The organism is Nitratireductor soli (genome assembly GCF_001050155.1).
Taxonomy (GTDB): Bacteria; Pseudomonadota; Alphaproteobacteria; order Rhizobiales; family Rhizobiaceae; genus Nitratireductor; species Nitratireductor soli.
In genome coordinates this window covers 201,138-214,860 of sequence record NZ_LFVY01000008.1, presented here as the reverse complement: position 1 = coordinate 214,860, position 13,723 = coordinate 201,138, and the positions used below count along the sequence as shown (strand labels likewise).

Below are 13,723 nucleotides of genomic sequence, written 5' to 3'. Positions count from 1 at the left end.
TAATCCCGGTCGCGGAACAAAAAACCGAGATCACGCGCCTCAAGCAGAATCGAGCTCATTGTGTGGCCACCGTACCAAGGAGCGCGGGAATGCGAGCGAGCGTCTTGTCTTTCAGCCCGGGCGCCCTGCTGCTCGCCGGCGCAGCAGCGGGTGCAGACGACTATAAAGTGCCGGGTCGAGGCATCACCGCCCGTGGCCTTCGTATTCAGGCGCTCGCCAGCTTCCGAATGGAACCTGAGCGGCGCGTGCGTGGTCATGCCGCGCTGCGTTCCCAGCTCGGGAACGGGTCCGGAAGGTCGCGCCAGCGGCCGACCATGAAGTCGGTCTCCGGCACGAGGCAAGCATCGAGTTCAGCTCGGATTTTTGCCTCTTCCATAGGATCGCAGCCGATAAAGACGATCTCCTGTCGCCGGTCGCCCCAGACGGGATCGAGATAAGGCTTCATGGCCATGTGCCATTCGGGATGGTCGGGCCATTGATGCTTCGGCACGGAGGCCCACCACAAGCCGCGCTTACCCGTCCGGATCAGAGCGCCTGCCTGGCTGATCTCGCCGACATAATGCGGGCGCGTCGCCAGCCAGAAGAAGCCCTTGGCCCGCACCACGCCCGGCCACGCGCGGTTTATGAATGCCTTCAGCTTCAGCGGATCGAATGGCCGCCGCTCGCGATAGACGAAGGAACGGATACCGTACTCCTCGGTCTCGGGCACGTGGTCCTTGAAGCCGTTCAGCTCCTTGAACCAGAGCGGATGCTGCTCGGCCTTCTCGAAGTCGAAACGACCGGTATTCAGGACCTTATCCAGCGGTACCTTCGCGAAGTCCGTCTCCATCAGTTCCGCGTCTGGATTGAGCGAGCGGACAATTTTTCGTGCAAGGTCGAGTTCGGAGGCGGGCGTGTCCGACACCTTGTTGAGTACGATCACGTCGGCGAACTCGATCTGCTCGACCAGAAGGTCGACCAGGGCGCGGTCGTCCCCCTCGCCTGCGATTTCGCCGCGGTCGCGCAGAAAATCCTGTGAGGAATAGTCCTTCAGAAGATTGGCGGCATCGACGACTGTGACCATCGTGTCGAGACGCGCAACGTCGGACAAGCTTTCGCCGCTCTCGTCGCGAAAATCGAAGGTGGTGGCCACCGGCAGCGGCTCGGCAATGCCCGTGCCCTCGATCAGCAGATAGTCGAAGCGGCCTTCCTGCGAGAGCTGGCGAACCTCCTTCAAGAGATCGTCGCGCAGGGTGCAGCAGATGCAGCCATTGGTCATCTCGACCAGTTGTTCGTCGGTGCGCGAGAGGTTCGCGCCGCCGTCGCGCACGAGGGCAGCGTCGATGTTCACCTCGCTCATGTCGTTGACGATGACGGCGACACGGCGCCCCTCGCGGTTGTTCAGCACATGGTTGAGCAGCGTGGTCTTGCCTGCCCCGAGGAAACCGGAAAGAACGGTGACCGGCAGGCGATTGGAGGATGTGGCTGCGGCAGGCATGGCGGCCTCTCTGTCTTGGGAAAGATTCGGCTTGGGGAAAATCCGGGCAGCGCGCCCGGCCATGAGTGGCCGGGCGCAGGCGAAGAGGGGCGCCGCGGTCAGTGCGCCATCATCTCTTCGACGATCTCCTTTGCGCGCAGCGAAGAAGGATAGTAGGTCGGCCAGTTCGTTACTTCCTCCAGAAGGGCGGCGCGGTCGTTGCCCCAATAGAGGTGGTAATGGTCAGCCTTTGCCGGGGCGATCTTGTGATCGCTGAACTGGATGAACTCCGGCGCGTCGGCATCACCCTCCACCTTCTTGAAGATGAAGCGCACGCCACGGTTGCCCTTCTTGTATGTCAGGATCTCGCGACCGTCGCTTGCATAACGGGCCTCAAGCGGCTTCCCGTCCTCGAAAAACGTCACCATATCGCCAGCGATCACGATACGTTCGACATTGGTTCGGTAGCCGATCTCGTAATAGGCCTTGTGCTCGTCGGCAGTCTGGTCGCCGCTTTCGGCCTTGTGAGCCATCACCGGATCGAGCGTCCCGTCCTGCAGATAGGGGTAGACCGACTGCCAATCCCCGACCCAATCCGACAAAGCGCGGTCCTTGATCTGGCCGTCCTCGAAATAGCCTTTGTAGATCTGGTCATCACCGTGGCTGTGAGCATGCTCGTGAGCGTGCCCGTGGGCATGGGCCTCCTCACTATTGTGGTCGTGGACCTTACCGCTTCCGCCGACGGCAACGATGTTGAAGGGCTTACCTTCGACGGCAATTTCGCCGGCTTCCTCGAAGGTTTCGGCATTCACCAGATGCAGCTTGGCATTCAGCGGATCGGTGACGATAACGTTGTCGCCGGCGACCGCCACGCGCGGACGCGGATCGCTCCAGTGTCCGTCCATCGAATAGGGGTCGGTCACCTTCAGCGACTGCGCAATCTTGCCGTCGAGCACATCGACCTTGTGAAGCTGGCCGTCCTCGGTCATCACATAGGCAAAGCGCGAGCGGATCGGATCGACAGTGAAATGCACCCTGCGCGTGGGAAGCTGCACCAGCTGGAAGCCGTTTTCACCCTCGGACGGATCGATGATGACGATGCGATCGGCACCATAGTTTCCGATGAAATACTGCAGTCCCTTGCCGCCGATCAGAGTCGAGGAACTGCCCTCGGGGAGTGATGACGCGTAGGGCAAGTGCTCGATGGTCGGCGCACCCCTGTCCTGCTTGATGACAAGCAGGCCGGTGTCGCAGGCGAGTGCATAGAGGCTGCCGGAGCCGGCTGAACCGTGCAGGCCCGGGCATGCCACATCCGCGCCGACGGTGTTGCCCTCAAAGTCGACCACGCGCGCGCCGATCGGCCGCTTCGACGCGTCTTCGGGGTTGGGGATCGAGACGACGACATGGTTCTGGAAAGGAACCGCAACGCCGTGATGCGGCGCGACCACATTGGCCGTGCGAACCTCCAGCTTTTCGTCGAGGACGGCCTTTTCCGTGAAGACGCGGACTTCGTCCTCGCCGTCGAACCATTGTGCGATGCTGCCTTGGACTTCCACGAAATGCGCCGGCTTGGCGCCGTCAATGTGGACATTCAGCAGTTCTGCGTCATCGACGTCGACGTCGCCATGATCGCCGTGGTCGCGGAAGGCGATGCCGCTCTTGATCGCATTGACCTCGCCGGCTGCCCCCTGGATCGCAAACACGGTCTCCCCACTGGACGAACGGTAAAGGGACGCAGGCCCCTCGATCGTAAAGGTGTCGAGCAGGTCGCCGTCGAGCGCATCGATAACCTTCACGACCGGTTCGGCGTGGTCCGAAACGAACAGCCGCCAGGCAGTCACGTCGTCCTCGTCGGCGAATGCAGTGCCACCACCAAACGTTGCGGCGATGGCAAGCGCCGAGGCACTCAGGATCAAACGTCTCATTCTTCTCTCCTTCTTTACGATATTACGTTACATGCACAGGCGCAGATGGGCCTGTATTCGTGGGCGTTCAGTTGCCAATGATCGCCGCGCCGAGCGTGGTGACGTTGTGGCGCATCAGATCGACATAGGTGGGCGCCGGTCCGTCGGCTGGCGAAAGCGCATCGGAATAGAGCGTGCCGCCGAGCGTTAGACCGGCTTCCGAGGCAATCTGCTCGACGAGGCGTGTGTCGGAGATGTTCTCCGCGAAGACGGCTGCTGCCCGCTTCTCGCGGATCTCGCGAATGAGCGAGGCAACATCCGCCGCGGAGGCTTCCGATTCCGTGGACACACCCTGTGGAGCAAGGAAAGTCACGCCGTAATCGCGCTCGAAATAGCGAAAGGCATTGTGCGCGACGACTGCGACACGCCGGTCTTCCGGAATGACATCCACGGCCTGCCTGATCTCCGTGTCGAGAACGGTCAGTTCATCGAGATAGGCTGCGGTGTTCGCCTCATAGGTCGAGCAACCTGCAGCATCGGCGGCGCAAAAAGTGCTGGCAATGTTCTCGACATAGACCTTCGCGTTCGAGATCGACTGCCAGGCATGAGGATCGTTCGGCGCGGCGTGGAATATCGCCTCGCCGTTCACGTAGTGGTAGTGACCGCCATCAGGATCATGAACGATATCCGCACCGTCGGTCAGTGTCGCAATCGCTGCCGATGTGCCGCTTGCCTCGACGAGGCGCTGAAGGAAGCCCTCGAACAACAGTCCATTCACCAGCACGACATCGGCACGCGCCAAGGCGATGGCGTCGGCCGGCTTCGGCTCGTAGACATGCGCGTCGCTGTTGGGGCCGACCAGCGTCCTGAGTTCGATCCGGTCGCCACCGACGACGCGCGCGAAGTCGCCGATGATGGAGAAAGTGGCGACCACGGATAGTTTTTCCGCCTCGGCACGCGCCGGAAGGGAAAAGGAGGAAATCCCCACAACAATCAGCGCGGTGGCAAGCCTGGTTGGTTTCATCTTTGTCATACTGATACCCTGTGATTGTCAGGCGGTGCGGTGCGCGATGCGCCGGCGACGGGTGAGCAGTACCCCGCGCGGGCTCCCGATGACGGACGCGAAATAGGCCACGCCTGCCGAAAGAATGATTGCCGGACCTGAAGGCAGCGAGGCATGGTAGGAAAGCAGCAGTCCTGACACCGACGACAGTAGTCCGATCGCGATCGCCAGCAGGCTCATGACCTCGATTCTCTGGGTCCAGAAGCGCGCAGCGGCGGCCGGCAGGATCATCAGCCCGACCGAAAGCAGGGTTCCGAGCGCCTGGAAACCCGCCACGAGGTTGATGACCACCAGCCCCAGAAAAATGAAATGCACGGGCGAACCGAGCCGCGACACCGAGCGCAGGAAAAGGGGATCGAGGCATTCGGCGACGAGCGCCCGCCAGAAGATGCCGAAAGTGCCGAGCGTGAGCGCCGCGACCAGGCCGATCAGCATCAGCGCGTCGTTGTTCAGCGCGAGGACCGTTCCAAACAGCACATGCATCAGGTCGACGCTTGAGCCGCGCAGCGACACCATCAGCACGCCGAGCGACAGCGAGATCAGGTAGAAGGCAGCCATGGAGGCGTCTTCCTTCTGGATCGTCAGCCGGGCGACCGCACCGGCGCCGAGCGCGACGACGATGCCGGCGATCAGCCCGCCGATGGTCATCGGTACGATCTGCAGGCCATAGAGCAGGAAACCGGCGGCCGCGCCCGGCAGGATCGCGTGCGCCATGGCGTCCCCTGTCAGGCTCATGCGCCGAAGCATCAGGAACACGCCGACCGGGCAGGCGCTGAGGGACAGCATCAGCGCGCCTGCCAGTGCCCGCTGCATGAAAGCGAACTCTACAAAAGGCGCAATCACGTAGTCATGAAATCCAAGCATCAGGCCGCGCCCCTTCGGTTGGCGTGGTCCAAATCGTCATGACTGTGTACGTCATCGCTGTGTGCATGAGCTGGATTGACGTGGTTATGGCCCTTGTCAGACGCGCACCATGGCGCGTTCTCGTCCCATGCCTCGTGGAACTGCCGCGCACGCAGGAGATTTTCTGATGCAAGCGTCTTGCGGGCGTCACCCCAGGCCACCGGTCGGCGGGCGAGCAGCAGCGCTTCCGGGAAATGTTCGCGCACGAGATCGAGGTCATGGACGACGACCATGATCGTGCGGCTCTCGTCGTGCCAGCGTTTGATGAGGTCGATCAGGTCGGTGACCGTCCGCGCGTCAATGGCGTTGAACGGCTCGTCAAGGAGGATCAGGTCCGCGTCCTGAACCAGCACGCGCGCGAACAGGGCACGCTGCAGCTGCCCGCCCGAAAGCGTGTCGATCGGGCGATTCTCGAAGCCTTTGAGCCCCACCCCCGAGAGCGCCTTTGCAACCGCTTCGCGGTCCTCGGGGCGATAGCGGCCGAGAAGACCGCGCCGAGGCCACAGGCCGAGCGAGACCAGATCGACGACGCGAGCCGGAAAGGACCGGTCCAGCTCCGACTGCTGCGGCAGATAGGCCAGAGTAACGTCGGATGCGACTTTGCAGGCCCCTGCCATCGGCTTGAGTACGCCGACAATGCCTTTCATCAGGGTCGACTTGCCGGATCCATTGGCCCCAACGATTGCCGTAAGCGACCCCTTGGCGACCGCTCCGTTCAGGTGATGCACTGCGGGATGGCTATTGTAGCCCAGCGTCAGGTCATCAAGGGTTACGCATGCAGACATTTCGCTTCCGTCCTCGTCGAAGCCGGTCGGCTCCAGCCTTGACGACCGACTATGTTATGTTAGAACATTCGTCAATGAAAAATGTTATAGCATAACAAATGACCGCTGCTGTTACCGTGATCGCGCCTGCCAACCGCCGACATGGGCGCAATCGCCAGCTCGTGCTCGATGCCCTGGAGCGGGCGCAAAAGCCAATGGGGGCCTATGAACTTCTCGAGCTTTTGCGCAATGATGGGCTACGCTCCCCGCTCCAGGTCTACCGGGCCCTGGAACAGCTCATCGATGATGGAACTGTCCACAAGATCGAAAGCCTGAGCGCTTTCGCACTTTGCACACACGCAGAGTGCGGCAATCATGGTCACGCGGCTTTTGCGATCTGCAGAGCCTGTGGGCGAACCAGTGAATTCCACGATGCAGTGCTGGACCGCATCCTGCGACGGCTCGCCAGGAAAGAGGGCTTTCGCACAACAGCAACCACGGTGGAACTCTCGGGATTGTGCGAGAGCTGCGCAAATGGATAAGACGCCGGTTTTCGTCCTGACAGGGTTTCTGGGGGCTGGAAAATCCACGCTTCTCAATCGCGTTCTCGCAGATCCGACCTTCGCCGACACCGCCATCATCATCAACGAATTCGGCGATGTCGCGCTCGACCATGATCTCGTGCGTATCGGCAAGACCCAGCTTGCCCGTACCACAACGGGATGCCTCTGCTGTACGGTCGGCAGCGACGTTCGCTCGACGCTGCACGAGCTCCACGTCCTCGCGCAGGCGGGCGAATTTTCCTTCAACCGTGTCATCATCGAGACCACTGGACTTGCCGATCCAGCGCCGCTCGTGAATCAACTCATGCTCGGCGGTGCGGCTGCGCTCGGCATGCGCGACCATCTTGTCGCGCGGAACTTTGAGCTTGCCGGGCTCATCAACCTCGTCGACATCATCGCCGGCGAGCTGTCGATCGAGAACCATTTTGAGGCGGCCAAACAGGTAGCTTTCGCCGATCGTATTGTGCTGACCAAGACTGATCTTGCGCGCGATCCTGTCTCGGTCCGGGACATTGAGCGGCTCAAGGAAAGCCTTTCGACACTCAATCCAGCCGCCACGATCGACAATGCGCACCAATCAGGTTTCGATCCGGCCGTTCTCTTCCAGCGACGTGCCTACGCACCCGCCTCGCTCGGCGATGACGTGGTCGGATGGCTGGCACTGGAGGAAGCTGTCCGGAGTGACCGGGGTCACGGCCCAACGGCGGCCAACATATCCGAAGCGTCTCGCTTGGCACGCCACAGCGGACGAATCCGTACCTTCGCGATCACCCGCGCCGAACCCATAGGACGCGATGCGTTCGGCAGGTTCCTTAGCCTCCTTTCAATGTCGGCGGGCCCTCGCCTGCTGCGCGTCAAGGGCCTGGTGCTGGACCGGGACGACCCGGAGCGGCCACGCGTCATCCATGTCGTCCAACACGCTGTCTATCCTCCGACCATCCTAGACGCATGGCCCGGTGAAGATCGCCAGACCCGTCTTGTCTTCATCACTGACGGCATCGATCCGGAACCGGTGCGGCAGCTTTTTGAAGCCGCCCTCGACGGCAAGCCAATCAAGGCAGGCCGGGCGTTGAGGCAACTCGCCTCGCTCGTCGCAGACACTTTCCGCTCAGGCGCGGCCCAATTGACGCGTGCTTTGACGGATTGACCATACCGAAACAACTCAGGAGCCGATCATGTCCGCCCAACCTGCCCAACAAACGCCTGTCACCGTGCTTACCGGCTATCTCGGCGCCGGCAAGACGACGCTCCTGAACCGCATTCTCTCCGAACAGCACGGCAAGAAATACGCCGTCATCGTCAACGAGTTCGGCGAGGTGGGCATCGACAACGACCTCATCGTCGACGCCGACGAGGAAGTGTTCGAGATGAACAATGGCTGCATCTGCTGCACCGTGCGCGGAGACCTGATCCGGATCATCGAGGGCCTCATGCGCCGCAAGGATCGCTTTGACGCCATCCTTGTGGAGACGACGGGTCTGGCCGATCCGGCACCGGTCGCCCAGACATTCTTCGTCGACGACGAGGTGCGCCAGAAGACCAAGCTCGACGCGATCGTCACCATTGTCGATGCCAAGCACCTGCTCGGCGAGATCGATCGCGCTCACGAGGCGCAGGAGCAGCTCGCATTCGCCGACATCGTCATTCTCAACAAGATGGATCTGGTGACGCCTGAGGAACTATCCTCAGTCAAGGCCCGCATCCGCAAGATCAATCCGACAGCGACGATCAGGCAGTCGACGCGCTGCGACGTGCCCCTAGACCAGGTTCTCAATCGCGGTGCCTTCGATCTCGATCGCGTTCTTGAGTTCGAGCCGGACTTCCTCGACGGAGACCACGACCATGACCACGACGACCATGTCACGAGCTTTTCGCTGGTGACCGAGCGGCCGCTCGATCCCAGAAAATTCCTGCCTTGGGTGCAGATGATCACGCAGCGCTTCGGCATCGACATCCTGCGCATGAAGGGAATCATCTCCTTCAAGGATGACGACGACCGCTTCGTCGTCCAGGCCGTCCATATGCTGCTCGAAGGCGATCACCAGCGCCCATGGAAGGACGAGGAGCCGCGCGTCAGTCGGCTCGTTTTCATCGGCCGCAACCTGCCGAAAGATGTGATTGAGGACGGCTTCCTCAAATGCCGGGCCGAACCGGACGCAGTGACGATCACCGCGTAGGCCAAAGCCTTGTTGGCCGGCCGGCTCCCTTGAAATCGAGGAAGGCCAAGCCGGCATTGAGGAGTGGAGACAGGCATGAACCACCTCGCCAACCCCTTCGCGCCACGCCGTGCACTGCCGGACAGGACCCGGCAGATCAAGGTGTGGGTGCGCGAACTTTTTGACCTGGACGAGGCAGTTGTCGTCTCGCTCACCGAGCTCGCCTGCCGGGACGATGGCTGTCCCGATATCGAGACGGTCATCGGCATCATGCGGCCGGGCCAGCCGATCGAGATCATCCGCTTCCATAAGCCCATCTCGGAGATCATCGAAGATGACCTCCAGGCACTGCCTTCCTGACTGCCGAACTCATCCGCGCGGCCAATGGCCGGAAAGCAGATCATGCATTAAGACCGAAACTGGACCACCTCATAGGGGCAGGCCAAGATCACCCCTCTCGTTCCTGGTGCTTTATGACGCTGCCAGGCCGGTGAACGCGGGCGATCTCCAGCGCAAGCTCGTGTGTCTTTCGGCGGAGTTCCGGCGGTGCAACGACTTCGAAATTGGCGCCGAACCAAAGGAAAAGCTCGGCGGCGTTGTCGATGCTTTCGATCGGCACTTCGGCCGTCCGCCAGCCATCGCCATCGGGTTCGGCGGCACGCACGGCATCCTCGATGGCGCTGCCGAGCATGCCGAGACGACGCATTCCCGCCGGCGCGACACGGATCGTGGCCGAGAGCCGGTTCAGGCTGCGCTCGAACGCCTCGCGGTTGGCGTTCCAGAAATCGGCCAGCACGAAGCCGGCTGGCCGTCGAACCGGTTCCTCAATGGCTGCGGCCTCCGCTATTCCCGAAGCGCGATAGGTGCGCGGATGGCCGTTTGCCCCGGCCACCAGATACCAGATGCCGGCCTTGAGCACGAGGCCGAGCGGATCGACGGTGCGCGTCACGTTGTTCTTCCAGCTTTCGTAGCGGATCCGCAGCCTTTGCCCTTCGAGCGTGGCCCTCGCCACGGTGTCGAGGTGACGAGGCCGCGGCGGCTGCCGATACCACACGGTCGGGTCCAGATGAATCCGGTCTGCGAGGCTGTCCGCCGGCCCCCGCGACATAGTGGCGGCCTGAAGCTTCAGCTTGGCCATGGTGGCCACCTCGCCGAGGCCCGCAAGATCGGTCGCCTGCGGAAAGCCGGCCAGAAAAAGCGCCTGGGCCTCCTCGGACGTCAGCCCTGTGAGCCCGGCCCGATAGCCTTCCAGAAGCGAGAACCCGCCGCCCGGCCCGCTGTCGCCGTAGATTGGAATGCCGGCTGCACTCAACTCGTCCACGTCGCGATAGATCGTGCGGACCGAGACCTCGAATTCGTCGGCCAGCGCCTGCGCGCTCAGGCGACCGCGCACCTGCAGCAGAAGGAGAATGGAAAGGAGGCGGTGCGCTCGCATAAAAAGAAAGCTAGCAGAAAATCCCTGACAAAGGATGTCAGGGTGAGGCTGTTATTGAAAGCCTTCCGCAATGCGATGGAGGGAATAGAGATGACGCATGATCAGGTTCGCGCCGACCCGACCGACTGGGATTGGCTCGTCGGCCACTGGACGGTCCATCACCGCAAGCTCAAGGAACGACTGGTGGGCAGCACGGAATGGCTCACCTTCGAGGGAACCTGCATCAACTGGCCATTGCTCGGCGGGCACGGCAATGTCGATGACAACGTTTTCCATACTGCCGACGGCACCTATCGCGGCGTCGGCTTGCGCGCGCTCGATCCCGATACGGGCCTGTGGTCGATCTGGTGGCTGGATTCGCGGGCGCCTGACCGGCTCGATGTGCCGGTGCGCGGCGGCTTCAGGGATGGCGTCGGCATTTTCCAGTGCGAGGACCAATGGAACGGCACACCGGTGACGGTCCGCTTTCGCTGGTCGAAGATCACCGGGAAGACGGCCGTGTGGGACCAGGCCTTCTCGACCGACGGCGGCAACAGCTGGGAAAGCAACTGGGTGATGGAATTTACCAGGGAGGTAGTTGAAGGCGGGCCGCGCAACAACGATGTTCCTGGACATCCAAAACAAAAAGCGCCCGCTTCATAGAAGCGGCGAAGGAAGCTGACCATGGCCAACTATATCGATGAATTCATCATGTTCGGCGCCGGCCTGTGGATGGCGTGCCTGGGTTTCGGAATGGTGCCGGCGCCGGCGTCAATTCGCGGCAGATACACCCGGTTTCTCAAGTGGGCCGGTCCGGCGCTGATCATCATCGCTCTGGCGCTGGCAGCCGAAAAATCGCTGCTGCGATAGCGCCTCGGAATGGGACGGTAGCGGTGCGCGGGCAACGGTCTTGCCCGGCTGCGCGCAAAATTCGACCGGCAGTGTCGGCGCTTGCGGGCACAGAACGTCTTGAACACACAATCACGCGAGCGCCATCAACGGGAGCCACGAATGCGTCGAAGAACGTTTCTTGCCGCTGCAGCCACGACCATCGCAGCCCCGGCTGCCGCACAAGCCGCGACCTCCGCAAACGACGCGGCGCCGAGCCGGATGTTCGAGAGCGGCTATGTCGAGGTGAACGGCCTGGGCATGTATCATGAAAGCCATGGCAGCGGCGGCGTTCCGCTGGTGCTGCTGCATGGCGCGTTCTCGTCGATCCACAATTCCTTCGGCCCCATCCTGCCGGCCCTGAGCGCCGGGCGGCGCGTGATCGGCTTCGATTTTCAGGCGCATGGGCGAACCGCCGACATCGCGCGGCCGCTGCGCCTGGAAAGCCTCGCCGACGACATCGTTGCGGCCATGGATGCGCTGGGGATCGAGGAATTCGACCTGCTCGGATATTCGACTGGTGCCGCGGTGGCGCTGCTGATCGCCGTCCACCATCCACAGCGGGTGCGCAAGCTGATCCCCATGTCGGCCACCTACCGGCTGGATGGCGTGCGCGCCGGCCTGATGGACGGGCTGGGCGAGATGCAGCCGTCGATGATGTACGGCACGCCCTGGCACACCAACTACATGGAGCTCAATCCCGAACCGGACTTCGACGCCCTGTTCCGCAAGAAGACCGAGATGGACAGGAACATCGAGGATCTGTCCGACGAGCAGATCGCCGGGCTTGGCCAACCGGTGCTTTTGATCGCGGGCGATTCCGACCTGCCGGCGCTCGAACACATGATCCGGTTCTTCCGCCTGGTCGGCGGAGACGTTTTCGGCGACCTGCCGGCCGGACTGCCGCGCTCGCAACTGGCGATCCTGCCCGGCGCCTCCCATGTCACCACGCCGTTCCAGACCGATGTGCTGTCCGTCATCGTGCCGGCGTTTCTCGACACGCAAGCCAGCAGCGCCGACTAACCACCGATCTCCGACCTTCCCTTGTGCTGGCGCTACTCCCGATTGCCTGCCGCCTTTCACAGGACCAGCCGATGGCAGAACGAATAAAGATCGCCGAGACACCGGTCGAAATCGCCGCCTGCTTCCCCGTCATGCAGGAACTGCGTCCGCATCTCGATGCCCAGGCGTTCGAGAAGCAGATCGGACGCCTTCGCGATCTCCATGGGTACCGATTGGCGTTTCTCGAGGATGGCGATGTCGTCTGCGTGGCCGGCCTTCGCATCGGCGAGTGGCTGCACCAGGGGCGCTATCTGGAGATCGAGGATTTCGTCTCGAAGAACGGGGCCCGGTCGAAGGGATATGGCGGCAGGCTGTTCGACTGGATCGCCGAGTACGGGCGATCACGGCAGTGCAACCACATTCGCCTGGTCTCTGCACTGAGCAGAGACAGCGCCCACAGGTTCTACGAGCGCAAGGGCATGCAGCGTTTCGCCTGTTATTTCACCATGGACCTGTAGATGGCCGGTTGAGCCTTTGAGGCCGAGCCCCGCGACCGAAGGAGTTCAGATGATCGACCATGACAGCGAAAGCTCGCGGCATTCCGGCCATCGTTTGTCCGTTGCCGGGATAGAGAACGCGACCGGGCAGATTGATCCGGCGTTTCGCGATACGCCCCAGTTCATGGCTGAATCCCTTTCAAGCCAGCTCGGTTCAACGAGAAGACCGCCCTCCAAGAAGGGCGGTCGAGACTCATCTGTTCTATTCGGGACTTTATGCTAGCCGCCGAAACCGAAACCGACCGGCATGTCTTCCAAGGTGATGCCGAAAGGTTCGAGGCTTTTCACGATCCAGGTCTGGTTGTTGCCGATGCGGCGGTTGTATTCGGCCCAGCCGGAAACAAAGCTCTTGAACACTTCGTCACTGGCATAGTTGACGGCAATCACGGACGGTGTCGACAGCACCGGAGTCGGCACCATGACCTTCCCGATATCGGCTGTCTTCTTGGTCATGACGAGACCGTTCAGCATCGTGTTGACGAGACCGTCTGCCTTGCCGGCGATCGCCGCGACGATGGCCTCGTCGCGCGTCTTGAAGCGCAGGATGTTTGCCTTGGGCAGATATTGCTGCGTGATCAGGTCCTGCGCCGAGCCAAGGTCCACAGCAAAGGTATATTTGGCGTCGTTCAGTTCGCTCCAGGTCTTGCCCTCAAGCTCGTCCTTGGCCGAGATGATGATGAAGGAGTTGAAATAGGTCGGCGCGGAGAAATCAACAGAGAGGGCCCGCATCGGGGTCGCGGTGACAGCGAACGCCATGTCGACCTTGCCGCTCTGGACGTCGAGAATGGCATTCGCCCAGCTCGACTCGACCACTTCCAGCTTGACGTCGAGCAGCTTGGCGATGTCGGACGCCATGTCGATGACAAACCCCTGCCAATCGCCGCTGCGCGGATCCTTGTTGAAATAAGGCACCTCGTTGAGGATGCCGGGAATGCGCAGCACGCCGCGCGCCTTGATCTCGTCGACCGTGCTCTGCGCCTGTGCCGCGCCGCTCGACAGACCGAGCGCAATCATGGCGCTGACAATAACGCTTCTGAGAATCTTCATGTGCAT

General features: G+C 62.0%; 16 protein-coding genes. 9 read left to right on the top strand and 7 right to left on the bottom strand.

What is annotated here, in order from left to right; translation table 11 throughout:
- Positions 1 to 253: 253 nt before the first annotated feature.
- The 5 genes from zigA to aztA all read right to left on the bottom strand — a co-directional run bounded on the left by zigA (position 254) and on the right by aztA (position 6,111).
- Positions 254 to 1,477, bottom strand: a complete 1,224-nt coding sequence (gene zigA / locus AB843_RS12100) for a zinc metallochaperone GTPase ZigA (RefSeq protein WP_048647095.1) — start codon at positions 1,475 to 1,477, stop codon at positions 254 to 256.
- 98 nt (positions 1,478 to 1,575) lie between these two features.
- Positions 1,576 to 3,381: a zinc metallochaperone AztD gene (gene aztD, locus AB843_RS12095; RefSeq protein ID WP_082143801.1), complete on the bottom strand. Its 1,806-nt coding sequence runs from the start codon at positions 3,379 to 3,381 to the stop codon at positions 1,576 to 1,578.
- A gap of 67 nt (positions 3,382 to 3,448) precedes the next feature.
- Entirely contained in the window at positions 3,449 to 4,384 is a 936-nt protein-coding gene (gene aztC / locus AB843_RS12090) for a zinc ABC transporter substrate-binding protein AztC (protein ID WP_048647148.1), read from the bottom strand.
- A gap of 27 nt (positions 4,385 to 4,411) precedes the next feature.
- Positions 4,412 to 5,287 carry a zinc ABC transporter permease AztB gene (aztB, locus tag AB843_RS12085; RefSeq protein ID WP_048647094.1) on the bottom strand — a complete coding sequence of 292 codons (876 nt, stop codon included), beginning with the start codon at positions 5,285 to 5,287 and terminating at the stop codon, positions 4,412 to 4,414.
- Complete coding sequence (aztA, locus tag AB843_RS12080; RefSeq protein ID WP_048647093.1) at positions 5,287 to 6,111, bottom strand: zinc ABC transporter ATP-binding protein AztA; 825 nt, start codon at positions 6,109 to 6,111, stop codon at positions 5,287 to 5,289. Before aztA ends, aztB begins: the two co-directional genes overlap by 1 nt.
- Positions 6,112 to 6,209: 98 nt before the next feature.
- On the opposite strand from aztA, the gene AB843_RS12075 reads away from it, so the two are divergent.
- From AB843_RS12075 to AB843_RS12060, 4 genes are all read left to right on the top strand, one after another.
- Entirely contained in the window at positions 6,210 to 6,632 is a 423-nt protein-coding gene (locus AB843_RS12075; RefSeq protein ID WP_048647092.1) for a Fur family transcriptional regulator, read from the top strand.
- Complete coding sequence (locus tag AB843_RS12070) at positions 6,625 to 7,800, top strand: CobW family GTP-binding protein (RefSeq protein ID WP_053086125.1); 1,176 nt, start codon at positions 6,625 to 6,627, stop codon at positions 7,798 to 7,800. Before AB843_RS12075 ends, AB843_RS12070 begins: the two co-directional genes overlap by 8 nt.
- Before the next feature lie 28 nt (positions 7,801 to 7,828).
- The gene (locus AB843_RS12065; protein ID WP_048647091.1) at positions 7,829 to 8,830 is read left to right on the top strand and encodes a CobW family GTP-binding protein; all 1,002 of its coding nucleotides are present in this window, start codon (positions 7,829 to 7,831) and stop codon (positions 8,828 to 8,830) included.
- 75 nt (positions 8,831 to 8,905) lie between these two features.
- Positions 8,906 to 9,169: a hypothetical protein gene (locus tag AB843_RS12060; protein WP_048647090.1), complete on the top strand. Its 264-nt coding sequence runs from the start codon at positions 8,906 to 8,908 to the stop codon at positions 9,167 to 9,169.
- An 88-nt stretch (positions 9,170 to 9,257) separates the two neighbouring features.
- On the opposite strand, the gene AB843_RS12055 is transcribed toward AB843_RS12060, so the two are convergent.
- Positions 9,258 to 10,244, bottom strand: coding sequence for a helix-turn-helix transcriptional regulator (locus AB843_RS12055; protein WP_048647089.1), 987 nt, complete (start codon positions 10,242 to 10,244; stop codon positions 9,258 to 9,260).
- A gap of 90 nt (positions 10,245 to 10,334) precedes the next feature.
- Between AB843_RS12055 and AB843_RS12050 the strand changes: the two genes are divergently transcribed.
- The 5 genes from AB843_RS12050 (at position 10,335) to AB843_RS25570 (ending at position 12,893) form a co-directional block, all read left to right on the top strand.
- On the top strand, positions 10,335 to 10,886 hold the full coding sequence (locus AB843_RS12050; protein WP_206412868.1) for a DUF1579 domain-containing protein: 552 nt from the start codon (positions 10,335 to 10,337) through the stop codon (positions 10,884 to 10,886).
- A 21-nt stretch (positions 10,887 to 10,907) separates the two neighbouring features.
- On the top strand, positions 10,908 to 11,093 hold the full coding sequence (locus AB843_RS12045) for a hypothetical protein (protein ID WP_048647088.1): 186 nt from the start codon (positions 10,908 to 10,910) through the stop codon (positions 11,091 to 11,093).
- 141 nt (positions 11,094 to 11,234) lie between these two features.
- Positions 11,235 to 12,134, top strand: a complete 900-nt coding sequence (locus AB843_RS12040; protein WP_082143800.1) for an alpha/beta fold hydrolase — start codon at positions 11,235 to 11,237, stop codon at positions 12,132 to 12,134.
- Positions 12,135 to 12,205: 71 nt separating this feature from the next.
- Positions 12,206 to 12,631: a GNAT family N-acetyltransferase gene (locus tag AB843_RS12035; protein WP_048647086.1), complete on the top strand. Its 426-nt coding sequence runs from the start codon at positions 12,206 to 12,208 to the stop codon at positions 12,629 to 12,631.
- A gap of 49 nt (positions 12,632 to 12,680) precedes the next feature.
- Positions 12,681 to 12,893, top strand: a complete 213-nt coding sequence (locus tag AB843_RS25570; protein WP_157384497.1) for a hypothetical protein — start codon at positions 12,681 to 12,683, stop codon at positions 12,891 to 12,893.
- Here AB843_RS25570 and AB843_RS12030 read toward each other — a convergent pair.
- Positions 12,890 to 13,717 carry a transporter substrate-binding domain-containing protein gene (locus tag AB843_RS12030; RefSeq protein WP_048647145.1) on the bottom strand — a complete coding sequence of 276 codons (828 nt, stop codon included), beginning with the start codon at positions 13,715 to 13,717 and terminating at the stop codon, positions 12,890 to 12,892. The two genes, AB843_RS25570 and AB843_RS12030, sit on opposite strands and share 4 nt — an antisense overlap.
- Positions 13,718 to 13,723 lie beyond the last annotated feature (6 nt).

Excerpts from the sequence above, each read along its gene's own strand:
- AB843_RS25570 (WP_157384497.1), top strand. The coding sequence starts at position 12,681 with ATGATCGACCATGACAGCGAAAGCTCGCGGCATTCCGGCCATCGTTTG.
- AB843_RS12040 (WP_082143800.1), top strand. The coding sequence starts at position 11,235 with ATGCGTCGAAGAACGTTTCTTGCCGCTGCAGCCACGACCATCGCAGCC.
- AB843_RS12055 (WP_048647089.1), bottom strand. The coding sequence starts at position 10,244 with ATGCGAGCGCACCGCCTCCTTTCCATTCTCCTTCTGCTGCAGGTGCGC.
- aztB (WP_048647094.1), bottom strand. The coding sequence starts at position 5,287 with ATGCTTGGATTTCATGACTACGTGATTGCGCCTTTTGTAGAGTTCGCT.
- AB843_RS12075 (WP_048647092.1), top strand. The coding sequence starts at position 6,210 with ATGACCGCTGCTGTTACCGTGATCGCGCCTGCCAACCGCCGACATGGG.
- AB843_RS12050 (WP_206412868.1), top strand. The coding sequence starts at position 10,335 with ATGACGCATGATCAGGTTCGCGCCGACCCGACCGACTGGGATTGGCTC.
- zigA (WP_048647095.1), bottom strand. The coding sequence starts at position 1,477 with ATGCCTGCCGCAGCCACATCCTCCAATCGCCTGCCGGTCACCGTTCTT.
- AB843_RS12035 (WP_048647086.1), top strand. The coding sequence starts at position 12,206 with ATGGCAGAACGAATAAAGATCGCCGAGACACCGGTCGAAATCGCCGCC.
- AB843_RS12045 (WP_048647088.1), top strand. The coding sequence starts at position 10,908 with ATGGCCAACTATATCGATGAATTCATCATGTTCGGCGCCGGCCTGTGG.
- AB843_RS12070 (WP_053086125.1), top strand. The coding sequence starts at position 6,625 with ATGGATAAGACGCCGGTTTTCGTCCTGACAGGGTTTCTGGGGGCTGGA.
- aztA (WP_048647093.1), bottom strand. The coding sequence starts at position 6,111 with ATGTCTGCATGCGTAACCCTTGATGACCTGACGCTGGGCTACAATAGC.
- aztC (WP_048647148.1), bottom strand. The coding sequence starts at position 4,384 with ATGAAACCAACCAGGCTTGCCACCGCGCTGATTGTTGTGGGGATTTCC.
- AB843_RS12065 (WP_048647091.1), top strand. The coding sequence starts at position 7,829 with ATGTCCGCCCAACCTGCCCAACAAACGCCTGTCACCGTGCTTACCGGC.
- aztD (WP_082143801.1), bottom strand. The coding sequence starts at position 3,381 with ATGAGACGTTTGATCCTGAGTGCCTCGGCGCTTGCCATCGCCGCAACG.
- AB843_RS12060 (WP_048647090.1), top strand. The coding sequence starts at position 8,906 with ATGAACCACCTCGCCAACCCCTTCGCGCCACGCCGTGCACTGCCGGAC.
- AB843_RS12030 (WP_048647145.1), bottom strand. The coding sequence starts at position 13,717 with ATGAAGATTCTCAGAAGCGTTATTGTCAGCGCCATGATTGCGCTCGGT.